The following is a 23,056-nucleotide window of genomic DNA, read 5'->3' on the forward strand; positions in this document are numbered from 1 at the left end:
ATCAATAGTACGGATACGGCGCGTAATAAACCGGCGGTGGCGGCGCGTAATACTGCGGCGGCGGTGCGTAGTAGACCGGCTGCGGCGCATAGACTTGCGGCTGCTGAATCGTGTTGCCCTTCGATGTCATGCACTGCGCGTAAGCCGCGTCGTATTGACCTTGGAGGCCTGCCGCCGAATACTGGGCGCTGTTCGCACCCGCCGCGCTTCCAAGCAACAATCCGCTGCCGGCGCCAATCGCCGCGCCCGCTCCCGCATTGCCCGCCGCCGCACCAATCAACGCACCCGCAGCCGCCCCACCGAGCGTGCCCAGCACGCTGCTGTTGACGCTGTTCGTGGTCGCCGCTTGCGCCGCACCTTGCGGATTACCTGACTGATACGCGTAATTACGGCATTCGTAGTCGTCCGCGCGAAAAGTCGCGAGCGGTTCGCCCGAACGCGGCAACGCAACAACACTCGGCCCGCTCGGCGGCACGACCGCGCAACCGCTGACCAAAACCACGCCGCCGAGCACGGCTGCGCTGAGTAACTTGCCTGAGTTCATTTCGTGACGATCCAAGGAAACTGAAGTCACGAAAATAGAGCAAATCCGGCCCGATTTGGTTACTCAATGGTTACTAATCATTTCGCCGGCGACACCGGCCGACCGCAAGCCAAAATCCGAGCAATTCAAACTAACAGGAAAGTCAGGATCTTCACATTAGAAGATGCACTTATTACATCTTCGCTCCTGCGGGCCGAGTATGTAGCCATCAAATGTTATCGACCCATCATCCGCACGATGGGAAGTTGACAACAACGCGTGCTTTTTCTCGCAACGCACAAAAAAATCGCAGGCATTGTCCTGACGAAGGAGACATGCGACATGAGTGAGCCATCCGTGGCCGCTTTATCGCCGGATATGGCCGCGCCGTTGATACGCGTGGCCGGCGTCACCAAGCGATTTGGTGGCGTGCAGGCGCTTCGCGGCGTGAATCTCGAGGTGCTTCCTGGGGAAGTCCACGCGCTGCTGGGCGAAAACGGCGCGGGAAAATCGACGCTCATCAAGATCCTGAGCGGCGTACATGCGTGCGATCAGGGCGTGATCGAGATCGACGGCGCACGCGTCGCGTTCGATTCCCCCGCGAAATCGCGCGATGCCGGCGTCGCCGTGGTCTACCAGGACCTGAGCCTCGTCGAATCGATGTCCGTCGGCGCAAATTTGATGCTCGGCCGCGAGCCGCGCACGCGCTTCGGCTTCGTCAAGAAACGCGAACTCATGGCGCACGTCGGCGAATTTCTGAAGGCGCATGGCATTCCGCTCGATCCGCGCGCGATGGTCGGATCACTGCCGTTCGCGTATCGGCAAATGACGGAAATCTGCAAGGCGCTGATGGGCGACGTGCGCGTGCTCATCCTCGATGAACCCACGTCCGCCCTCACCGGCGGCGAAGAAGAGATCCTCTTCAAGGCGATCCACACGGTGACGGATCGCGGCGTCGGCGTGATTTATGTGACGCATCGGCTCAATGAAGTGTTCCGTATTTCGCAGCGCGTCACCGTGTTCCGCGACGGCGCCAACGCGGGTTCTTACACGACCGCTCAGACGAACATGAAAGAGCTGGTCGCGGCGATCGTCGGACCGGGACATGCCGCAATGCATGCACGGGAAGTTGCAGCGGGCACGCCGCGCGTGCTCGCTTCCGGTCTCGAGGCGAAACCCGTCCTCACCATGACCAACGTCAGCAACGACCGTCTGCACGACGTCAGTCTTATGGTGCGCCAGGGCGAAATCCACGGACTCGCCGGCTTGATTGGCAGCGGCCGTACGGAAATCCTGCAGACGCTGTTCGGGCTTCGTGAAGTCACCCAGGGCACGCTTGCGATCAACGGACAGCAAGCCGGACGTTTGACGCCTGCCGCCGCCATCAAGCTTGGCGTTGCGCTCGTGCCGGAAGACCGCCACGTCGAAGGTCTCGTGCTGGACCATTCGATAGAACGGAACCTGACGTTGCCGTGGCTCTCGCTTTTTTCGCGTGCGGGCTGGCTGCAAAGCCACGCCGCGGCGCGACAGGCGAAAAGCGCGATGAAACTGCTCGCGGTAAAAGCGCCCGGCCCCAACACGCAAGTGAAATTCCTCTCCGGCGGCAACCAGCAGAAAGTCGTTTTTGCGAAATGGAACAACCCGCGCCCCACGCTGCTTTTACTCGATGAACCCACCGTCGGCGTGGATGTCGGCGCGCGCGAAGAGCTCTACGCCGTCGTCCACGACGCTGCGCGCGCGGGGACGGGCGTGCTCGTCGTGTCGTCGGATCTCGACGAACTGCTGCGCCTGTGCGACCGCATTTCGATCGTCGTGGACGGCGCCATCGTCAACACGGTCGATCGCAAAAACGTCAGCAACGCCGAGGCATTGCATCACCTGATCCAACTCCCTCGTTTCCAGGAAGAGCCCGCAACATGAACGACTCCGTCACGCCGCTCGCGTCCGACCCGCTGACCGCGCAACCGCCCAGCCGCGCGTTGCGAATCGCGCGGCTTTTGCTGCAGGGCGAACGGCCCTACATGCTGTATGTCGCCTTCGCAATCCTGCTGGTCGTGTTCAGCCTCGCGTCGCCGTGGTTTTTGTCCATCGACAACTTTCTCAATATCGGGCGGCAGACCGCGCTTGTATCGATCATCGCGATCGGCATGACTTTCGTGATCATCGCGCGGCAGATCGATCTGTCAGTCGGCTCGACGCTCGCGCTGTCCGGCATGTCCGCCGCGCTCGCAATGGCGCACCTCGGCGACAACTGGATCATCGGCGCGATTGCCGGGATCGGGACCGGCGCGATCGTGGGCGCGATCAACGGCGTGGTCGTGACGCGGCTGAACATTCCATCGTTTCTCGTGACGCTCGGCACGCTCAGCGCCGCACGTGGACTCGCCCTGCTCGTCACCACCACGAAGCCGGTCATCATCACCAACGACTCGTTCGTATCGATCTTCGGCGAAGGCGATATCTTCGGCGTGCCGGTACCCATTCTGTGGACGCTGCTTGCGGTGATCGGCGGCGTCTTGCTGCTGCATTACAGCGTCTTCGGCCGACGGGTTTATGCCGCAGGCGGCAATCCGACCGCCGCGCTCTACTCCGGCATCAACATCCGGCGCGTGACAACGATCACCTTCATCCTGACCGGCGCGCTCGCGGGTCTTGCGGCGCTCGTGCTCGCCGCGCGCTCGCATGCCGCGCGGCCCGACGTGGTGCAAGGACTCGAACTCGATGTCATCGCCTCCGTGACGCTCGGCGGCTGCAGCCTTTTCGGCGGGCGCGGCTTTGTGCTTGGAACCTTGCTGGGGAGCCTGATCATCGGCACGCTGAACAACGGTCTGGTGCTGCTCGGCGTCAGTTCGTCGCTTCAGCTCGTCATCAAGGGCGCGATCATTGTGGCGGCGGTGGCTTTCACGAAAAAATAACGAGGCACGTCGATGACTCATGATGCAGGAACCATGACAACGTTTCGCATGGTTCCGTGGTGGTGTGGTTAAAACTCAGTACACAAAATCAACGGAGACAAATCATGGATCATCGTCGTTCATCAACTTTCGCCATTGCGCTGACCGGCGTCGTGGCCGCGCTCTGCACCACATACGCGAGCGCGCAATGCGTGACCGGCTTGCCAGTGGCATCGATCGGACCGTCAACCATCGTGGGCCAGGGACCGAACGGCGAAAAGGCTGCATCGGTCGATACGGTCAAGCTCACCGCCGCCGAAACAGACAAGATCAAGGCAGGCAAATACAAGGTCGGCATTTCCATGCAGACCATGAACCTCGACTGGGCGCAATTACAGGTGGCCGGCATCACGGACACGCTCAAGAAATACAACGTGGAAGTGATCGGCGTGGCTTCGGCGGAATATCAGGTCGACAAGCAGATTGCGGATATAGAGAACACCATTCAGCGTCATCCGGACGGCATCATCTCCATCCCCGTCGATGGCACCGCGACCGCCGCCACCTATAAAAAAGTCTCGCAGGCAGGCATCAAGCTCGTGTTCATGGACAACGTGCCAACCGGTCTCAAGCATCCCGAACAATATGCCGCCATGGTTTCCGCCGACAGCGAAGGCAACGGTCAGATCGCGGCCAAGGTGCTGGCGTCGTGCGTGGCAAAGGGCGGTACGATCGGGCTGGTGAATTTTGGCGTCGATTACTTCAGCACGACAGAGCGCACGAAAGCCGTCAATGACTGGATGAAAAAGAACCGTCCGGACATCAAGATCAAGCAGGTCGCGTTCACGGATCCGTCGAAGGTCGGACAAATCGCAGGCGACTTCCTGACCGGCAATCCGGACGTGAAAGGACTCTTCGCGGTATGGGACCAGCCGGCGCTCGACACGCTCACGTCCATGCGCGCGCAAGGTGTGACGATTCCGATGACGACCGTCGACCTGGGTCTCGAATCGGCAATCGAAATTGCGAAGGGCGGACCGCTGAAGGCAACCGGCTCGCAGCGTCCCTACGATCAGGGCGTGGCCGAAGCCATGGCGATGATGAAGGCCATTCTCGGCCAGACGCCGCCTGCATGGATCGGCGTGCAGTCGTTGCCGGTCGTTCAGTCGAATGTGCTCGAAGCCTACAAGACGGTCTTCAAGAAAGACCCGCCGGCCCCGCTTGCGGACGCATGCAAGAAGGCCGCGCCCGCCTGCGGCTGATCACTTGCTGCTTGTGTTGAGAAGGGTCCCGGCAGCGCATCCAATGTGCAATGTGCTGTCGGGCGCGGTGGTCCAACCCGCCAGCGAATGGCGCGTCTTCTTTCACGCTTGATCCACGCATGACCAAGAACGAACGACTGCGCACGCTTGCCGAGACGCTGCGCGAGCAAAGCGTATTGCGCTTGCGTGAAGCCGCAACGCTGCTCGATGTATCGGAGATGACGGTACGTCGTGACATTGCCGCAAGCCCCGGCTTGTTCACCTATCTCGGCGGTTATATTGTTCGGACCTCCGACGTACCCAACCACACAAGCTACACCATCGACGAGGAAAAGGATCATTTCGCCCAGGCGAAGGCCGAAGCTTCCGCAACGGCGGTGCGAATCGTATCGGACAACGAAACAGTTTTCATAGACTGCGGCACGACGCTGACGACGCTCGCACGCATGATTCCGGAGGACCTGCATCTTACGGTGGTCTGTTATTCGCTCAATATCGCTGAAATCCTGCGCCGCAAGTCCAACGTGCGAATGATTCTGCTAGGCGGCGTCTATGCTCCGTCGTCGGATTCGTTCGCGAGCGAGGAAAGCATCGACACACTCAAGCGCATGGGGATCAACAAGGCGTTCATGTCGGCGGGCGGGGTGGATGAAACGCGCGGCGTGACGTGCTGGAACTTCCATGAAGTTGGAATCAAACAGGCTGCAATGGCGAGCGCCGTGGAAAAGCACCTCGTGATCGATACCAGCAAGATGGGCAAGGTCAAGGCCGTGCGCTTTTCACAACTTGGCGAGTTCGATTCGTTGATCACCGAACGCGGCCAGACCCGCAGACCTCTGACTGCCTGAGCAGAGCGATTCAGCATGATGTCGCGCTATTTCGCGGACATGCCTGATGGCCGTGCGCGTTTCTACTTTCGATAATCTTTGCACGATCATTAAAATAATATTTTTTTAGAGAAAATAAGTAAGGTTTCATATAACATTTTGTCGGCTTATTGCGGGCCGGCACTTCAGTTGTCGAGACCGTCCCGGTGAGCGAATGCCGACTGCAGCCAGCGGCGCCACGCCACCGTTCAAGTGTCGCGAGACCGCTCGCGCGTGCGTTGACGAACCGCCCAGGCCGCAGTTCTCTTCATAAGAACTCGACAATAAAAGGACTCGCCGGAGCACGATGAAACGCCACCCCTCCCTGACTCTCGCAACAGCCCTGTCCGCCGCCACACTTCTGCTGATCTCCTGCGGCGGTGACTCGGACGACAAACAACCGGTCTCCACAACACCCACTCAGAACACGGCGTGTCTCGCCGTGGACAGCAACGGATCGAGCGTTGTCATCGGCTCGAATCTGCCGGGTGATCCCTCGCTCCCGGAAGCGGCTTCGGGTTATCGAACAGGTCTAAAGCCGGTTTATTCCAAGACCTATATGGTCACGACATCGAACGCGTATGCGAGCGCCGCGGGTTGCGGCGTGCTCACGAAAGGGGGCACTGCGGCCGACGCCGCCGTCGCCGTTCAAGCGGTACTGGGTCTGACTGTGCCCGAAGCAACGGGACTGGGTTCGGGAGGCGTGCTGCTCTATTACGACGCGTCGAAGAAAGCGGTACAAGCGTACGACGGCCGCGAGACAGCACCTGACGCTGCCACGGAAAACTACCTTCGTTATGTCGATGACAACAGCGACCATTCCGCGCCGCAACCGAGCGCACGGGCAAGCGGCCGCTCGATCGGTACGATCGGAGTGCCTCGTCTTATCGAGGCGCTGCAGCGCGATCACGGCAAGCTCGCGTGGAAAGACTTGTTCGGCGACGCGATCTCGCTTGCGTCCAACGGGTTTCCTATCGGCGGACGGCTGGCCGGCGCGATTGCATCGAATGCAAGCAGCCTCAAGCGCGACCCCGAAGCCGCGGCCTACTTTTTCAACGCGGACGGATCGCCCAAGGCTTTGGGCACGGTGCTGAAGAATCCCGCGTATGCCGCGACGCTTCAAGCGATGGCGAACAACGGCGCAAATGCGCTGTACTCTGGCCAGATCGCACAGGACATCGTGACGAAGATCGCGGTGACTACCGGCGCCGATGGATCGAAGATCACGCCGGGCAAGACCACGCTCGCCGATCTCGCTGGTTATCAGGCAAAGGTGCGCGAGCCGATTTGCACGACGTACCGCAGCTACTGGATCTGCGGCATGCCGCCGCCGTCGTCGGGTGGCATTGCGGTTGCGTCCGCGTTGGGGATTCTCGAGAACTTCAATCTCCAGCAGCAAAAGCCGACGGCCATCGATCTTGAAGGCGGCAAGCCCACAGTTCTGGGCGTCCACCTGATCACCGAAGCCGAGCGGCTCGCGTATGCAGACCGCGACAAGTACGTGGCCGATACCGATTTCATCCCGCCACCGGGCGGCACGTGGAACACGTTGCTCAACAAGCCGTATCTGCAGAGCCGCGCTGCGTTGATCAACGTGAACAAGAGCATGGGCACCGCTGCGGCAGGCAACTTCGGCGCGGTTCCGCTTGGCGTGGATAAAACGCTGATCGAACACGGCACGAATCAGTTCACCATCGTGGACGGTAGCGGCAACATGGTGACGGCGACCACCACGGTGGAGTCAAGCATGGGCTCGTTTCACATGACCAACGGCTTCCTGCTAAACAACCAGCTCACCGATTTCTCCGCGAGCCCGACCGATACCACCGGCGCTCTCGTCGCAAATCGTGTGCAGCCTGGCAAGCGGCCGCGCAGCTCGATGGCCCCGACGCTCGTCTTCAAGATCGCCGCCGATGGATCGAAGGGCGACTTCGTGATGGCGACGGGTTCGCCCGGCGGCGGCACGATTCCGCAATATGTGGTCAAGACGGTTGTCGGCGTGCTCGACTGGGGACTGGACGCGCAGCAATCGGCGAATCTGGTCGACTTCGGCGCGAGCAATAGTCCGACTACGACGGTAGGCGGCGAGCATCCGAACATCAACACGTCGAACGGCGGCGCGAACGATCCGTTGCTCACCGGTTTGACCGCATTGGGTCATATCGTGTCCACGGCAGCCCAGGCAAGCGGCGTCAATACGATTCTGCGTACGGGCGTGAATCAGTCGAGCGTCCTGCAAGGCGGCACCGATCCGCGCCGTGAAGGTGTTGTGCTCGGAGATACGTTCACCCCGTGACCGCTTGCGCGTGCATTCTTTTTATCTCGAATGCACGCGTTTATAGATCAGGCGGAACACCTCACGGAATCAATCCGGCGGCGCGGTAGGCCGCTACCGCCTGATCAAATAACGCGATGTTTCCCCGGCCTCTAGCGACAAGCTGAGCGCCCTCGATCGCTGCGTATATCGCAAGCGCCTGATGCTGAATCGCCTCTTTGCTCGCCTTGGTTTTCCTGCGGGACAGTACTTCGGCAAGCCATGCGACATTGACACTGATGAAGCGATTCACTTCCGCGCGCACCTCGTCGGGCAAGTCGTCATGCTCCGCAGACATCAGTCCGACAAGGCACATCCGGTTCTCGTTCACTAACGCTGCCCGGAATATCCCCGCATAAGCGTCGATGCACGCGCGCACCGTCCCGGACGACGCGAGTATTTGCTCGAACGCGGCGACGCCGTCTTCCGTATAACGCTGCGCAAGCGCTGCGCCAAGATCGCCTTTCGTCGGAAAGTGATGATGGATGCTCGCGCTGGACACACCGACTTCCTTGCCGATTTCCCGAAAACTCAACGCGTTGTAGCCATTGCTCTGTACCATGAGACGGCCCACGCTCATTATTTTTTCCCGCGTGTCAGTGTTGGCCATGAGGAACATTCTCTACTTGTAATCAAGCTTAATTATATCTCTACCGATAGATAACTCGAGCTGACCCCTTATCTATCGATAGATTGTTGTTGACAGCGCGGTCGCGACGACCTAATCTTCGCTCCACACTTAACCTATCGATAGATAAGGAAACGATCATGAAAATTTACGACACCCCCGGCTTCCCTAATCCGGCACGCATTCGCATCGTCTTGGCCGAAAAAGGACTGGACCCGCAGATTGAGTTCGTCAAAGTGGATCTGTTTGCCGCCGAGCACAAGCAGGACGCCTTCCTCGCCATCAATCCGACGGGTACAGTTCCCGTACTCGAACTGGACGACGGCACATTCATCTCGGAAGGCGTTGCGATCACCGAGTATCTGGACAATCTGGACGGCAACCCTACGCTTACCGGAAAGACACCCAAGCAGAAAGCAGTGATTCACATGATGCAAAAGCGTGCGGATGATCAGTTGATCGATGCCATCGGCATTTACTTTCATCATGCAACGCCGGGGCTCGGCGATCGCTTGCTGGCTTATAAAAGCCCCGAGTGGGCGCACCGCAAAGAATGGGGCGAGCGCCATCTCGACAAGTTCGTGCGCGGCATGCGCTACTTCGACAGCGTGCTGAAAACACAGCCCTACATAGCGGGCGATGAATTTTCAATGGCCGATATCACCGCCTACGCGGCACTTTTACACGCCGGTTTTGCAAGCGTGGCCATTCCGGATGATTGCACCGCACTCTCGGCGTGGCAGGCGAAAATCTCGGAGCGGCCCAGCGTCAAGGATCGCAGCGGGCAAGCGTAAATTTCCGGCTTGAACTGTTCGGCGGTTTATCTCTCCGATCGATTCGCACTGGATCTATCGGAGATTTTGTTTTTGAAATTGCTGCGGTGCGAACCGGATATCCACGACTAAGCGACCTGCAGCACGTTGATCGCTCGCTTGGCAACAAACGACCCCGTGTTGCGACCGTACTCCGCCATATGGGCAGACGCGGCGTGAGCCTTGAGCGCGTCAATACTTTCCCAGCGTTCGATGACCAAGAAAGTATCGTCCCCCAGAGGGGTCTGGATTGCCCCGGCACCAGGTACATCGATCACGGCCTCATAACTGATACATCCTTCTTCTGCCAGGACAGCCGGCTGGTTCTTGCTGAACAACGCAAGAATGTCGGCGCGTTGACCGGGGTTCGCGGTGATGGTGGCAATGACGTGGATCATCCAATCTTCTCCGAATTAAATTAGGGCAAGCGCTGAATGATAATCCGGATCTCGCGCATGCATTCACCTATGCCCGGCGGCTAGTCCTTCGGTAAGCTCCGCAAGATCGCCCTGACCGGGCTTGCGTCGAGCGTGTTCAGCTTCAACGGCAGCGCGATCAACTCATAGGTGCCATTGGGAACATCATCGAGGATCAGACCTTCGAGGATCGCCATCTTGTGCGCGCGCACGCGGTGATGCGCGTCCATTGTCTTCGACTCTTGCGGATCGAGCGACGGGGTATCGACTCCTATCAGCCTCACGCCACGCTCAGCGAGCCAGTCGATCGCATCGGCCGAGATGGCGGCGAACTCGCTGTCCCATTCAGCCGTCGGCGCCTTTGCATAGGTCCGGATCAGTACACGTGGAGCGAGTTGCAACTGCGCGCTACGCAATGCCGATTCGATCTCTTCGACACTGACATGCGAACCCCGTGGCTTGATCGCAAGGACCAGACACTCTCCCAGATACACATCCAGACCGACTGCGCCAATGGCGGCGCCGTCCTGGTCATAGTGCAACGGCGCATCGGCGTGTGTGGCGGTGTGAGGCGAGAGCGTCATGCGTCCGACATTCACGGGTGAACCTGCCTCCATCTTCCAGACTCGTTCGAGCGTGACAGGTGTATCGCCAGGCCAGACAGGCGTGTTCGAATCGATGGAAGCGCTGATGTCGAAAAGTCGTTGAGGCATGAGTTTTATCCGTTTGTATTCATGCCAATGTTACGAGAAAGCCGCTGGTGATTGGTGTCAAAGCGAAGGTTGATAAGGAAGTCACGTCGAATAAAAATCGGTTTGCGCCAACAAACATACAAAATGATGCTTTTCTAATACGCGCTTCATCTTAGTGCGATTGAATGCCTTGCTCTGGTGCATAAGTACATGTGGTTTACTACAGCCGCTTTGTGTTGCTACACTTGATTCACTCGTGGCCGCTTCACTGGAGAGTTCGACATCATGTCTTACATCAGCGTCGAGATCAGGGCCTACGATGAAACACGCAAAGTGATCACCGTTGCGTTCAGCGAGAAGTGGCCCGTGGCATTGTCGTCAGCAGTGATCGCCGAGCTGACGCTCGAAGATTGCGACACCATCGGCCGTGATGGCGAACTCGAGCACTCCGGTTTGACCGAAGATGAAGCATGCGTCTTGCGCATGTTGTTCGAGGATGAAGGCACAATCGAAGATTGCCTGACCGATCCAAGGAGACTGATCGGGCTCGTGAACGAGATGGATGAATGAATTCATAAGAACGATGAGATAGCCGTGCATACGCTCGGCACGAGACAATCAAATGACAACATACGATGTCGTTGTTCGCGACATTCCAGCAATGACCGTAGTTTCCGTCGATCACACCGGACCTTATATCCAGATCAGCCAGGCGTTTGATTCGCTCGTCGGCTGGCTTGCAGGCCATGACCTGCTGTCGCCGGAGATCCGCATGGCGCGAATCTATTACGATAATCCGAAAGTCGTTCCGGAATCCGAACTAAGATCCAAGGCATGTGCAGTGCTGCCGCGCGAAGTCGAAGTTTCTCCGCCCGTAGGTTTGACGCAGATACGCGGCGGCCAATACGCGGTGCTGCTTCACAAGGGACCATATAGCGAGATGCATGCGGCATATGAGTGGCTGTACGGACCCTGGCTTACAGGGTCAGGACGCGAAGCCGCCGATGCCCCTTCGTTCGAAGTGTATCTGAACAGTCCGAAAGATACGGCGCCCGCTGATTGGCTCACGGAGATTTGCGTGCCGCTGCTTTAGGCATCCTTGCGCAAGGCAAGTATAAGGAAATCGATAAACGCTTTTACACGCGCCGTGGTCTGCAAGTGCTGCGGAATAACCGCATAGATGTCCGCGCCGGGCGTGCGATATTCCGGCAGCACATGCACGAGCCTGCCATCGTGCAGATAGTCCGCTATATCCCACTCCGCACGCAGCAAAATGCCGTGCCCTTCCAGCGCCCATTTCACCGCGATCTCGCCATCGTTGGTTGTCAGGTTGCCACGCACGCGGACACTCTCGGTCTTCTCGGCGGCACCGTGTCCGCTGATCAGGCGCCAGATACCGTAGCCATCGTCGCCCTGGCGTATGCCGATGCAATTGTGCTGGACCAGATCGTCAGGCGTTTGCGGAATCGGACGGTCCGCAAAATAAGCAGGCGCCGCGCACAACAACCGGCGATTGGGCGCAACCTGTCGGGCGATGACACGCGCGTCGGGCGGCTCGCCAAAGCGCACGCATACATCGAAGGCATTTTCGCTAAGCGCCGGCGGATCAACCGATAACTGCAACTGGACATCGACCTCTGGATAGGCACGTACGAATCGCGAGATTGCCGGCGCGATATGACTTCTGCCAAAACCCAGCGTTGCATTCACACGCAGTAGCCCGGTTGGCGCAGCGGAAGCGCCACCGAGCAATTGCGCAAGCTCATCCATTTCGGTCAGGATGCGGCGCGCCCGCGACACGTAAATCTCGCCTTCGGGCGTCAGGCTCATGCGCCGCGTGGTGCGGCTCACCAACGCAACGCCAGCTCGGGTTTCCATTTGCGCGAGATGTTTGCTTACCGCCGCCGTACTCAATCCTAACTCGCGGGCTGCCGCCGTCAGGCTGCCGCTGCCCGCGAGTATCGAAAAAAAGCTTAAGTCTTCTGCCTGGATTGGAGAGGTCATCGTTATTCCGCATCACTTGGCAAACCGCGAGAAGAAAAGGATTCTTAACTTCAGGTTAAGAACGATTTAAGTCTAGCAGCGTTTAGCACGCGCTTTTGCGCTTTAGGATGCGTTAGACGTTTAATCCGCCAAGAGATGAATATGAAGAATTACCGTATCGCGACCATTCCCGGAGACGGAATTGGCAAGGAAGTCGTCCCGGCCGGGCAAGAAGTCCTTGAAGCGCTAGCCGCGCGTACTAACGGATTCAAATTTGAATTCGAGAACTTCGGCTGGGGCGGGGATTACTATCGGGCACATGGCGTGATGATGCCGCCCAATGGCCTCGATGCACTTCGCGACAAGGACGCGATTCTTTTCGGTTCAGCCGGAGACCCAGACATACCCGACCACGTCACGCTGTGGGGTTTGCGTCTGAAAATTTGCCAGGGCTTCGATCAATATGCCAACGTGCGTCCAACGCGCATTCTTGCCGGTATCGATGCCCCGCTCAAACGCTGCGGGCCGAATGACCTTGACTGGGTGATCGTCAGGGAAAATTCCGAGGGCGAATATGCAGGGATTGGGGGACGTGCGCATCAGGGTCATCCAATAGAAGTAGCCACCGACGTTTCCATCATGACGCGCGCCGGCGTTGAACGCATTCTGCGTTTCGCGTTCCGCCTGGCAGCGTCACGTCCCCGCAAACTGTTGACCGTCATTACCAAGAGCAATGCGCAGCGCCACGCCATGGTGATGTGGGACGAGATCGCGCTGCAAATCTCGAAGGAGTTCCCCGAAGTAACCTGGGACAAGGAACTCGTGGATGCCGCGACCGCGCGCATGGTCAATCGCCCCGCCACGCTCGATACCATCGTGGCCACCAACCTTCACGCCGATATTCTCAGCGACCTCGCCGCAGCACTCGCTGGCAGTCTCGGCATTGCACCGACGGCCAATCTCGATCCAGAACGACGTTACCCGTCCATGTTCGAGCCCATCCATGGCTCCGCGTTCGACATCATGGGAATGGGCCTCGCCAATCCGATCGGCACGTTCTGGTCCGTCGTGATGATGCTCGAGCATCTCGGCGAAATGGACGCGGCCCGCACCGTGATGAATGCAATTGAACGCGTGATGGCCGACCCTGCGCTGCATACCGGTGACCTGGGTGGCAAGGCCACGACGCGCCAGGTGACCGATGCCGTCTGTGCCCTGCTTGCATCGCATGAAACGAATGCGCCGCAGACAGCTTGAGCCTGCGGGCGCGTAGGGGTTGACCCCTTGCGCGCAATGATCGCGAGCTCTGTGTAGACTTGATGAGTCAGGAAAATGACAGCGACCGCGTGCATTCAAACACCTCATGACCGTTCACGGTTTTCGAGGCAAAGTACAAGGAGACACCCAATGTGGTTTGTCGGAAAAAGCGAATTGCTTTCGCTCATAGAACGTCACTGTCTAGATGAGGTCATGCCTGCATTCAGCGAGCATCGGACCGTGCGAAAAAATACGACGATTTATCGCCCGGAAGATTCGAGCAATCACGTCTATTTGCTCAAGAGCGGCAGCGTGCGGCTCTTCAGGCTGACCGAGGACGGGCAGGAAATCACGCTGTCGTTCATCAAGGCAGGCATGTTGTTCGGAGACGGCGACGTGCTCAACGAAGCCAACTATTCGCATCATGCCCAGACGCTTGCGCCAAGCATGCTTTGCTATATCCGCAAGCCTGACTTCAAGCACCTGCTCGCACGCTATGACGTCATCAACCAATTTGTTTTGAAAAGTCATTACCGCCGGTGGCAGGAAGCGCAGCAGCTCATAGAGAACCTGTCGCTGCACGATGTCCGCAAGCGGCTCACGAATATCCTCGTGATGTTCGCCAACCAGATCGGCGTGGAATTCGACTATGCCGATGCGGGTGATTCGGTGCTCATCGACCTGTCGATTCCGCAGGACAAGCTCGCCGAGTTCATTGGCACATCGCGCGAATCGGTCAACCGGCATTTCAACGATCTCAAGGCCGACGGGCTCACCGCCATGCATGAACGCAAGATCGTGCTGACGCCGCTTTTCGTGGCGCGCTATCTGCCGCATAAGGCAACGCCCGCACAACACATTTCGCCGACGACATTTGCAGCGCCGCCGTCCCCGTTCAGTTCGCAATATGTCAAAGCGCCGCTAGCGCGCGTTTGACCGCCTCAACGCCGCTGCGCGGACTGGACAGAACCGGTACGCGCAACGCGCCGAGCGCAGGCACCAGACGCGCCATGGAGACCTGCGCGAGCACCACGACGTCGACCTCGTCGGCAAGCGCCGCGATCGTCTGCTTGAGGATTTCGTCGTGGCGCGTGCCATCTCCGGCGAGCAACGCCTCGAACGCGCCTTCCGCGATACGCTCGGTCACATCAACAGTACGGCCGAGTTCCTCCGCCTTGCGCCGGATGAGGCGTACAGTCGGGTCCAGCGTTGTCGATACGGTCGCCACCACGCCGATACGCCGGCCGATTGCGCTGGCTTCTTCGGCCATCGACTCGTCGATCTTGATTATTGGCGTTCGGATGAACCCCTTAAGCGAATCCGACGCCTCACCCACCGACGAACATGCGTTGAGAATGACGTCCGCGCCCATCGCCTGCGCGTTCGACATATAGCTATAGATTCGGCTCGCAACTTCCGGCGTCAGATGTCCGGCCGCGCGGACGTCGTTCAGCAAGCTGTCGTCCATGATGTTGATGATGCGGGCGCCGGCGATCAGTTCGTTGAGTTGCTCCTTGATCGGCAAGACGGTGACGGGTCCAGTATGGATCACAGCTATCGTAGTCATGGCTTTTAATGGTTGGTTCGTTAAGGAAAATTCATGCGGTGGCTGCCGCCATCACGCGTTCCTGGGTGGCTTCGGCACGCGTCATTTCGCCGTTCAGTCGCCCTTCACGCACGATCAGGATCCTGTCGCTGACGGCGAGCACTTCAAGCAAATCGGACGAGATCACAATGATCCCGATACCTTGCGAAGCGAGACGCGCGAGCAGCGCATGCACTTCCGCTTTAGCGCCTATGTCGATACCGCGCGTGGGTTCATCGACGATCAGCACCTTCGGATTGCGTGCAACCCATTTCGCGATGACGATCTTCTGCTGATTGCCGCCACTCAGGTTGACGACCTTCTGCTCGGTACTTGGGGTCTTGATGCCAAGACTTCGTACGAATTGCTTGCAGCTCTCGTCTTCCTTTGCGCGCTGCAAGAACTGGAAAGGCGAATAACGTTTGAGATGCGTGAGGCTGAAGTTTTCGCGCACGCTCATTCCGAGAACCAGTCCTTGCGCCTTGCGGTCCTCCGTCACAAAGCCGATGCCATGTTCAATCGCATCATGGGGATTGCGGATGCTCACGCTCTTGCCGTCGACGGCGATACTTCCCGTGCACGGACGAATGCCGAAGATCATCTCCATGATTTCCGTGCGCCCTGAGCCCACCAGTCCCGCAACCCCGAGAATTTCCCCACGATGCAGCGTGAAGTTGATATCCCTGATCCGCGCCTCGGCGCCCTTTGTTGCGCGCAAGGACAAATCGCGAACCTCCAGCACGGGAACCCCGGTTGCGTGCGAACTGGCTGAACCGGGATACAGGTCGCTCAGTTCTCGATCGACCATCATGCGAACCAGCGAATCGCGCGTAACTTCCGCAATGGGCGAAGTATCGACGGTACGGCCGTCGCGTAGAACGGTCACGTGGTCGGCAAGTTCGAATATCTCCTCGAGCCTGTGCGAGATATAAACCACCGCAATGTCCCGCTCGCGCAGCCGCTTGATCAGTTGCAGCAGGGTGCGTGTCTCGTGATGACTGAGCGATGCCGTCGGCTCATCCATGATGATGACTTTCGACTGATACGCGAGCGCCTTCGCAATCTCGACCATCTGCTGCTGTCCAACGCTCAATTCGCTGACACGCGTTGACGGATCGACATCCAGCTCGATGGTCTCGAGCATCGCCCTGGCCTCGCGCTCCATGCGCGGCCGGTCGAGCAACCCCACTCGGTTGAGCGGCTCGCGCGCGAGAAAAAGATTCTCAGCCACGCTCAGGTTTTCAACGACTGACAGCTCCTGATAAATGATGCCGATACCAAGCGCGCGGGCATGATTGCCATCGCGCATCTCGATCTCATTGCCTTCTATCAGGATCTTGCCGCCGGGGTCAGGGGCGTAGACGCCCGTCAGGATTTTCATGAGCGTGCTCTTGCCCGCCCCGTTCTCTCCGGCAAGCGCGAGCACTTCGCCTTGCCGGATTTGAAGGTTCACGCCATCGAGCGCCTTCACTCCGGGAAAGGTTTTGGAAATCGCGCGCATTTCCAGGAATGGCGTTGCCATGACGTTCCCTTTGCTTATTTCGTGTAACTGCCCATGTTGTCCTTCGTCACTACCGTCACGCCTGTATCGATATCTTTGGGCGCCTCGCCCTTTCCCTGGATCTGCGCGACCAGGTTATCGACAGCAAGCGAGCCCATGGTGACGGGACGCTGGACCATGATCCCTTGAATGGAACCGTCCTTGAGCGCCTTGAGCGTGTCGGGGAGATCATCGAATGCCAGGACTTCGAGCTTGCCTTTCATCGCGCCGAATTCCTTGGTGTTGAGCACCTTCGACACCGCCGGGCCGCCCACCTGACTCACCCCGAAGATTCCCTTCAACTGCGGATGCGCACGCAAGGTGGTCTCGGTAACCGAAACGCCTTTTGCAAGATCGTCTTCTGTTCCCTGCGTCTCCACGATCTTGATGCCCGGATACTTCGCCAGGCCCTTCTTGATGCCCGCAATGCGCTCGTTCAGGTTCACCGCGCCGAGTTGACCAGTGATGATCGCAACCTCGCCGTTGCCGTTCAGCGCTCGGCCCATGGTCTCAGCCATCGTCGCGCCGGCCGATTCGTTGTTCGTGCCGATGTACATGGAACGTCCGCTCTTCGGCGAATCCGAGTCGAACGTCAACACCTTGATACCACTTTGCTGTGCGCGCTTCATCACGCTTTCGACTGACTTGGGTTCGTTCACGGAAATGGCGATGCCATCCACGTGCTTCGAAATCAGGTCTTCGATGATCTTGACCTGCGTGGAGCCCTGCGTGTTTTGCGGCACGACCCATTGATACTTCACGCCCAGCTTGTCGGCGGATGTCTGCGCGCCTTTATTGCAGTCATCGAAGAAGGGAACCGCCACCTTCGGCACCACGGCGACGGAGATATCCTTTGCGTCCTTGGCGCTTGCCGATGCACCCATAGAAAGCGCAACCGTCGCCACGGCCATGCTCATCACGCTGCGAAATGCTTTATCCATTTTCGTCTCCAAAGGTCTAGTTTTTAGTGGTGAAACAAAGGTTGGGAAGCGAAGATCTCAACGTCCCTTTCGGCGCACGCGCCAGATATCGATGCTGACCGCGAGCAGGATCACACAGCCGGTAATGGCCTGCTGCGCATAGGTATCGATGTTCAAAAGCACCACGCCGTTCGTGATGATCCCGGCAAGCGCCGCGCCAATGATGGCGCCCTCCACGCTGCCCGCACCGCCGGAAAGACTCGCACCGCCAATGGCTGCTGCGGCGATCACGTCCAGCTCGGCGCCAAACCCCGAAGCCGGTTCCGCCGATACAAACCGCGAGAAGCTGACGACGCCTGCAATGGAGGCGATGAGACCCGACAATGCATAGACGATGAACTTGACGCGGAACGTACGCACGCCGCTGAGCCGCGCCGCCATTTCATTACCGCCGGTGGCATAAACATGCCGGCCGAAGCGCGTTTGCCGCATCAGCACAGAAAAGCAGAGGGTCATGACAATCATGATGATCACGGGAAACGGTACGAATCCCACATACCCCTGCCCGATGAACGTGAAACTGTCGGGAACATCGGGCGTGACCGGTACGCCCTTCGTGATCATGTACATCAGGCCACGTCCGATGCTCAACGTCCCCAGCGTGGCAATGAATGGCGGCAATTGAATCCAGGTGATCAGCAAACCGTTGAAGCAGCCAACCGCGAGTCCGACCACGAGCCCCGCGATCACCGCGACCACAGGACCCGCGCCGTGCTGGAAAGCCAGCGCAGTCACGAGCGATGAAAGCCCCATCACCGATCCCACAGACAAATCGATCCCGCCGGTGATGATCACGAGCATCATGCCTATTGCCATGATGGCGATCAGCGAGAACGACCTGAACACGCCCATCAGGTTGTTCGTAGTAAGGAAATAAGGGGAAAAGATGCTGATCAGGATTCCGACAAGCAGCAATACGGAGAAGATGTTCAGCTCGCGGATCTTGAGCAGGCCGCGCAACGTGGCGGTAAGTCCCGACGATTGCCGGTGCGGATCTTCTTTGGACGATATTGCAGCCACCGATGTCTCCTTGTTCTGATTCTGGTTTAGAAGGATCGTAGGCGGCGCAAGGTTGGCGAGTCTGTGACGGGCGTCATACATGTGCATCGGGGTTGTCCCTGATGCGCGGCATCGTGGGACTATGAAGTTCGTCACAGACGCTGCGTGCGGGCCTCTGTACCATGCTTCTCAAGGTGACGTCCCTATAAAACCAGATCAGGAGCACGAGACATGACGAAGCGAGTAATAGTGACCGGCGGCAGCGGGCTGGCCGGCAAATGGGTTGTTGAGGATCTTGTGGCACACGGCTACGAAGTGTTGAACCTCGACCGCGTGCCTATGGCAAAGCCTATTGCGCGAACGCTGATCACCGATCTGACCGACGCGGGCCAGGTGTTCAATGCGCTTGCGTCGACGACGGTGCTCAAGGAATTCGAGGACGACATCGAGCCCAAGCCCATCGATGCAATCGTCCACTTCGCTGCGATCCCGCGGATCCTGATCGTGCCCGACAACGAGGTCTTCCGCATCAACGTGATGGCGACCTACAATGTGCTCGATGCGGCGTCGAAGCTCGGCATCAAGAAAGTGATCGTGGCTTCAAGCGAGACCACGTACGGCGTAGTGTTCGCCCACAGGCATCGCAATCCGGAGTATTTCCCCTTGGACGAGGAATATCCTGTCGATCCCATGGACAGCTACGCCATGTCAAAGGTGATCAACGAAGTCACAGCAAAGGCTTTCCACGCGCGCACCGGCGCGGATATCTACTGCTTCCGGATTGGCAATGTACTGGACCCTGTCGATTATCAGAAATTCCCGACATGGCTCAAGGACCCAGGTCTGCGCAAACGCATTGCATGGAGTTATATCGATGGACGCGATCTGGCGACGGCGTGCCGGCTTGGCATCGAAAAAGACGGGCTTGGTTTTGAAGTGATGAACGTCGCGGCCGATGACGTTTCATCGGACCGGCCGACCGCCGATTTACTGAAGGAGTTTTATCCCGGCGTGCCGGTGAAGAAGCAAATGGGAGAGTTCGAGACGCTGCTTAGCAACGACAAGTTGAAGCGCCTGCTTGGCTGGCAGCAGCAATACAAATGGCGTGAGCAAGTCGCGCTTTAAGTGCGTTGGCCGGGGATCCGCACTCAAAGCGCGACCCCCGGATCACCGTTCCTAACCTTTCCTGAATGCGCGTATTACATCGGCGAAACTGTTGTCGGCGCTCAAGCCCAGTTTCTCACCGCGTGAGACGTCCCACGCGCCAGGCCAGCTTCCCACGATCTTTTCAATCTTCGGATCCGGCTTCCAGTCGATCAACGCAGCCACCTCTTCGCCTGCCACTTCCTTCAGCGCATCGACCATTTCAGTCACGCTGACCGACAAACCAGGCAGGTTGACCACGGGCCAAAGACCCAGCGCGGCCTGATCGAGTTCGCACCCTGCGATCAACGATTCAATCGCCTGTTGCGGCGACAGGAGCCACAAACGGGTATTGCCGTTCACCGGACATACCGCGCGTTCGCCATTCAGCGGCTCGCGAATGATGCCGCTCGCAAACGATGAAGCCGCGGCGTTTGGCTTGCCTGGCCGCACGCTGATGGTAGGCAGGCGCAGCACACGCCCATCGACAAAACCCCGCCGCGAGTAATCACACAGCAGCAATTCTGCGATCGCTTTCTGCGTGCCATACGATGACTGCGGATTCAGTGCAGTATCGTCGCGAACCACATCAGGCAGCACGCCGCCATATACCGCCACGGAGCTCGTGAACAACACGCGCGGCGCATGGCCGAGGGTCCGGCATACATCGAGCAGCAATCGCGACGCATCCAGATTGATGCGCATGCCAAGTTCAAAATCCGCTTCCGCTTGACCGCTGACAATCGCGGCGAGATGGAAGATCGCGTGCGTATCGGTGGTGATGCAGCGTTCCAGCACGCTTCTGTCCGCGATGTCGCCCGTCTCGGCGCGTATGCGCTTATCGTCAAAATCGGGCGCGCGTACCACGTCGAGCAACGTGAGGCTGGCAATCGGCTTGCCCATCAGCGTGCCGCGTTCGAGGAGGCCGCGTGCGAGCCGCTGGCCCAGAAAACCGGCGCCGCCGGTGATGAGAATGTTCATGGCTTCACTCACGCACGTTGCAGATAGGGTTTGATCCAGGCGAGGCCATCCGACGTAGCTGCTTTCGGCCGGTACTCGCAGCCAATCCAGCCGTCGTAGCCCAGCGAATCGATAAGATCGAAAAGATACGGATAATTCAGTTCGCCAACGTCCGGCTCATTGCGATCCGGCACCCCCGCAATTTGAATATGCCCGATGCCCGCGTTCGCACGTTTCATGTCGCGCTTGAGTTTCACGGCAAGGTCGCCTTCGACGATCTGGCAGTGATAGCAATCGAACTGCACCTGAAGGTTAGGCGCACCGACTTCAGCGCAGATCGCCTGGGCATCGTCTTGACGGTTGAGAAAAAATCCCGGGATGTCGCGTGTATTGATCGGCTCGATGACCACCTTGATACCCGCTGAACGCGCCGCGCCTGCAGCACGTTCGAGGTTCTTCAGATAGACCGCACGATGTTCTTCGCGTGGCTGCTCGGGCGTGATCAATCCGGCCATCACGTGCAGCGTCTTGTTGCCGAGCACGGTGGTGTATTCCAGGGCTTTATCGAGCGAACGCGCGAACTCTTCTTCGCGTCCAGGCAACGACGCAATCCCGCGCTCGCCTGCCGCCCAGTCACCGGGCGGCGCATTAAACAAGGCTTGTTTCAGGCCGTTTTCGTCGAGACGCGCCTTGATATCGGCGGCCGGGAAGTCATACGGGAACAGGAATTCCACAGCCTTGAAGCCATCTTTCGCCGCGGCAGCGAAGCGATCGAGGAAGGCGTGCTCGGTGTACATCATCGTGAGATTGGCGGCAAAACGGGGCATGGCAATAAACTCCTTTTCAGTTCAGCGATTCACGAGCTTGGCTGGCACGAGCCATGTGGCAATGGCGCCGATCACCAGCATGGCCGCAAGTACATACATGCCGCTCGCGGTGCTGTGCGTGAGGTCCTTGAGATAACCGATCATGTACGGGCTTGCAAAACCGGCGAGATTACCGATCGAATTGATGACCGCGATACCGGCTGCTGCCGCCGCACCTGACATGAACGCCGTAGGCAACGACCAGAACAGCGGCGCGCAGGTCAGCACGCCGGCGGCGGCGACAGACAACGCAATGATCGATATCGCTGTATTGCCTGCAAACGATGCCGCAACCGAAAAGCCAACCGCCGCTGCAAGCGCGGGCACGATCAGATGCCAGCGGCGCTCCCGGTGTTTATCGGCGCTATGGCCCAGGATATTCATCACGACGATTGCCACCAGGAACGGGATCGCGCTCAACAAGCCGATGTTGAATGCCCCGGTCACACCGGTTGATTTGATGAACGTCGGCATCCAGAACGTGAGGCCGTATTGCCCTGTCACGAATGCGAAGTAGATCAGCGACATCCACCAGGTGCGGCGATCGGCGAAAAGCGCGCGCAGCGAATGTTTGGTGCTGTCGCTTGCGTGTTGCGGCTGCGTGCTGATTTCGTGTTCCAGCAGGCGCTTTTCCGGTTCTGTCAGCCACTTCGCGCTGCGGATGTTGTTGTCGAGATAAAGAATGGTCGCAATGCCGATCAGCAACGCCGGGACCGCTTCAATGAGAAACATCCATTGCCAGCCTTCGAAGTGCCGGCTGTCGGAGAAGGTTTGCATGATCCAGCCGGACAGCGGATTGCCGAAGATGCCCGCAACCGGAATAGCCGACATGAATACCGCGATGATCTTCGCGCGCCGGTGCGATGGAAACCAGTACGTCAGATACAGGATCACGCCCGGGTAAAAACCGGCTTCAGCGAGACCCAGGAGAAAACGCAAGATGTAGAACTGCGTGGGCGTCTTGACGAACACGAAAAGCGCGGAGAGGATGCCCCACGTAATCATGATCCGCGCAATCCAGATGCGTGCGCCGATCTTGTGCATCAATATATTACTTGGCAGTTCGAACAGAAAATAGCCAAGAAAAAACACACCCGCACCCAGTCCAAATACCGTCTCGCTAAAACCGAGATCCTGGGACATCTGCAGCTTGGCGAAGCCCACGTTCACGCGATCCAGATAAGCGACCACATAACACAACATCAGAAACGGCACGATGCGCCAGAAGACTTTCTTGTAAGTGCTCGCGAGTTCCTTATCGTCGTAACGGGCTGCTGCGGACGCGCGTGTACCGCCCGGCGGCACGGCTTGTTCAGGGGTCATGCTTGTCTCCAGG

23 protein-coding genes are annotated in these 23,056 nt (G+C 58.6%); 11 read left to right on the top strand and 12 right to left on the bottom strand.

The window, feature by feature from the left end:
• Position 1: 1 nt before the first annotated feature.
• Complete coding sequence (locus tag AXG89_RS18995; protein ID WP_062003401.1) at positions 2 to 544, bottom strand: glycine zipper family protein; 543 nt, start codon at positions 542 to 544, stop codon at positions 2 to 4.
• 321 nt (positions 545 to 865) lie between these two features.
• Between AXG89_RS18995 and AXG89_RS19000 the strand changes: the two genes are divergently transcribed.
• The 5 genes from AXG89_RS19000 (at position 866) to AXG89_RS19020 (ending at position 7,841) form a co-directional block, all read left to right on the top strand.
• Positions 866 to 2,443, top strand: a complete 1,578-nt coding sequence (locus AXG89_RS19000; protein ID WP_062172591.1) for a sugar ABC transporter ATP-binding protein — start codon at positions 866 to 868, stop codon at positions 2,441 to 2,443.
• Positions 2,440 to 3,438 carry an ABC transporter permease gene (locus tag AXG89_RS19005; protein WP_062003402.1) on the top strand — a complete coding sequence of 333 codons (999 nt, stop codon included), beginning with the start codon at positions 2,440 to 2,442 and terminating at the stop codon, positions 3,436 to 3,438. The genes AXG89_RS19000 and AXG89_RS19005 overlap by 4 nt, the downstream gene beginning before the upstream one ends.
• A gap of 104 nt (positions 3,439 to 3,542) precedes the next feature.
• Positions 3,543 to 4,679, top strand: coding sequence for a substrate-binding domain-containing protein (locus AXG89_RS19010; RefSeq protein WP_062003403.1), 1,137 nt, complete (start codon positions 3,543 to 3,545; stop codon positions 4,677 to 4,679).
• A 119-nt stretch (positions 4,680 to 4,798) separates the two neighbouring features.
• On the top strand, positions 4,799 to 5,527 hold the full coding sequence (locus AXG89_RS19015; RefSeq protein ID WP_062171627.1) for a DeoR/GlpR family DNA-binding transcription regulator: 729 nt from the start codon (positions 4,799 to 4,801) through the stop codon (positions 5,525 to 5,527).
• A 325-nt stretch (positions 5,528 to 5,852) separates the two neighbouring features.
• Positions 5,853 to 7,841, top strand: coding sequence for a gamma-glutamyltransferase family protein (locus AXG89_RS19020; RefSeq protein WP_062171629.1), 1,989 nt, complete (start codon positions 5,853 to 5,855; stop codon positions 7,839 to 7,841).
• A 61-nt stretch (positions 7,842 to 7,902) separates the two neighbouring features.
• On the opposite strand, the gene AXG89_RS19025 is transcribed toward AXG89_RS19020, so the two are convergent.
• A complete protein-coding gene (locus tag AXG89_RS19025) occupies positions 7,903 to 8,469 on the bottom strand; it encodes a TetR/AcrR family transcriptional regulator (protein ID WP_086386549.1) in 567 nt (188 codons plus the stop codon).
• A gap of 158 nt (positions 8,470 to 8,627) precedes the next feature.
• On the opposite strand from AXG89_RS19025, the gene AXG89_RS19030 reads away from it, so the two are divergent.
• Positions 8,628 to 9,281: a glutathione S-transferase family protein gene (locus AXG89_RS19030; RefSeq protein ID WP_062171631.1), complete on the top strand. Its 654-nt coding sequence runs from the start codon at positions 8,628 to 8,630 to the stop codon at positions 9,279 to 9,281.
• Positions 9,282 to 9,388: 107 nt separating this feature from the next.
• On the opposite strand, the gene AXG89_RS19035 is transcribed toward AXG89_RS19030, so the two are convergent.
• The gene (locus AXG89_RS19035; RefSeq protein WP_062003408.1) at positions 9,389 to 9,697 is read right to left on the bottom strand and encodes a putative quinol monooxygenase; all 309 of its coding nucleotides are present in this window, start codon (positions 9,695 to 9,697) and stop codon (positions 9,389 to 9,391) included.
• 80 nt (positions 9,698 to 9,777) lie between these two features.
• On the bottom strand, positions 9,778 to 10,428 hold the full coding sequence (gene kynB / locus AXG89_RS19040) for an arylformamidase (RefSeq protein ID WP_062171632.1): 651 nt from the start codon (positions 10,426 to 10,428) through the stop codon (positions 9,778 to 9,780).
• A 264-nt stretch (positions 10,429 to 10,692) separates the two neighbouring features.
• On the opposite strand from kynB, the gene AXG89_RS19045 reads away from it, so the two are divergent.
• Both AXG89_RS19045 and AXG89_RS19050 read left to right on the top strand, forming a co-directional pair.
• Complete coding sequence (locus tag AXG89_RS19045) at positions 10,693 to 10,977, top strand: hypothetical protein (protein WP_062003410.1); 285 nt, start codon at positions 10,693 to 10,695, stop codon at positions 10,975 to 10,977.
• A gap of 52 nt (positions 10,978 to 11,029) precedes the next feature.
• The gene (locus AXG89_RS19050; protein ID WP_062171633.1) at positions 11,030 to 11,500 is read left to right on the top strand and encodes an AraC family transcriptional regulator; all 471 of its coding nucleotides are present in this window, start codon (positions 11,030 to 11,032) and stop codon (positions 11,498 to 11,500) included.
• Here AXG89_RS19050 and AXG89_RS19055 read toward each other — a convergent pair.
• A complete protein-coding gene (locus AXG89_RS19055) occupies positions 11,497 to 12,411 on the bottom strand; it encodes a LysR family transcriptional regulator (RefSeq protein WP_062171634.1) in 915 nt (304 codons plus the stop codon). The genes AXG89_RS19050 and AXG89_RS19055 overlap by 4 nt on opposite strands.
• A 141-nt stretch (positions 12,412 to 12,552) precedes the next feature.
• On the opposite strand from AXG89_RS19055, the gene AXG89_RS19060 reads away from it, so the two are divergent.
• Positions 12,553 to 13,647: a tartrate dehydrogenase gene (locus tag AXG89_RS19060; RefSeq protein ID WP_062172592.1), complete on the top strand. Its 1,095-nt coding sequence runs from the start codon at positions 12,553 to 12,555 to the stop codon at positions 13,645 to 13,647.
• A 150-nt stretch (positions 13,648 to 13,797) separates the two neighbouring features.
• Entirely contained in the window at positions 13,798 to 14,583 is a 786-nt protein-coding gene (locus AXG89_RS19065; protein ID WP_062171635.1) for a Crp/Fnr family transcriptional regulator, read from the top strand.
• Here AXG89_RS19065 and AXG89_RS19070 read toward each other — a convergent pair.
• The 4 genes from AXG89_RS19070 to AXG89_RS19085 form a co-directional block, all read right to left on the bottom strand.
• Positions 14,558 to 15,214 (bottom strand): aspartate/glutamate racemase family protein, encoded by a 657-nt coding sequence (locus AXG89_RS19070; protein ID WP_062003414.1) that lies wholly within the window; start codon positions 15,212 to 15,214, stop codon positions 14,558 to 14,560. The genes AXG89_RS19065 and AXG89_RS19070 overlap by 26 nt on opposite strands.
• A gap of 31 nt (positions 15,215 to 15,245) precedes the next feature.
• Positions 15,246 to 16,754: a sugar ABC transporter ATP-binding protein gene (locus AXG89_RS19075; RefSeq protein WP_062171637.1), complete on the bottom strand. Its 1,509-nt coding sequence runs from the start codon at positions 16,752 to 16,754 to the stop codon at positions 15,246 to 15,248.
• A 14-nt stretch (positions 16,755 to 16,768) separates the two neighbouring features.
• A complete protein-coding gene (locus tag AXG89_RS19080; RefSeq protein ID WP_372237046.1) occupies positions 16,769 to 17,689 on the bottom strand; it encodes a sugar-binding protein in 921 nt (306 codons plus the stop codon).
• Positions 17,690 to 17,770: 81 nt separating this feature from the next.
• The gene (locus AXG89_RS19085; RefSeq protein WP_062003745.1) at positions 17,771 to 18,772 is read right to left on the bottom strand and encodes an ABC transporter permease; all 1,002 of its coding nucleotides are present in this window, start codon (positions 18,770 to 18,772) and stop codon (positions 17,771 to 17,773) included.
• A gap of 210 nt (positions 18,773 to 18,982) precedes the next feature.
• On the opposite strand from AXG89_RS19085, the gene AXG89_RS19090 reads away from it, so the two are divergent.
• Positions 18,983 to 19,876: an NAD-dependent epimerase/dehydratase family protein gene (locus AXG89_RS19090; protein WP_062171641.1), complete on the top strand. Its 894-nt coding sequence runs from the start codon at positions 18,983 to 18,985 to the stop codon at positions 19,874 to 19,876.
• A 51-nt stretch (positions 19,877 to 19,927) separates the two neighbouring features.
• On the opposite strand, the gene denD is transcribed toward AXG89_RS19090, so the two are convergent.
• From denD to AXG89_RS19105, 3 genes are read right to left on the bottom strand one after another with little or no spacing between them, the layout of a single operon-like run.
• On the bottom strand, positions 19,928 to 20,875 hold the full coding sequence (gene denD, locus AXG89_RS19095) for a D-erythronate dehydrogenase (protein WP_062171643.1): 948 nt from the start codon (positions 20,873 to 20,875) through the stop codon (positions 19,928 to 19,930).
• Positions 20,876 to 20,883: 8 nt separating this feature from the next.
• Entirely contained in the window at positions 20,884 to 21,681 is a 798-nt protein-coding gene (gene otnI, locus AXG89_RS19100) for a 2-oxo-tetronate isomerase (RefSeq protein ID WP_062171644.1), read from the bottom strand.
• Positions 21,682 to 21,702: 21 nt separating this feature from the next.
• The gene (locus AXG89_RS19105) at positions 21,703 to 23,043 is read right to left on the bottom strand and encodes an MFS transporter (RefSeq protein ID WP_062171646.1); all 1,341 of its coding nucleotides are present in this window, start codon (positions 23,041 to 23,043) and stop codon (positions 21,703 to 21,705) included.
• Between the last annotated feature and the right edge of the window lie 13 nt (positions 23,044 to 23,056).

This window comes from Burkholderia sp. PAMC 26561 (assembly GCF_001557535.2).
Classification (GTDB): domain Bacteria; phylum Pseudomonadota; class Gammaproteobacteria; order Burkholderiales; family Burkholderiaceae; genus Caballeronia.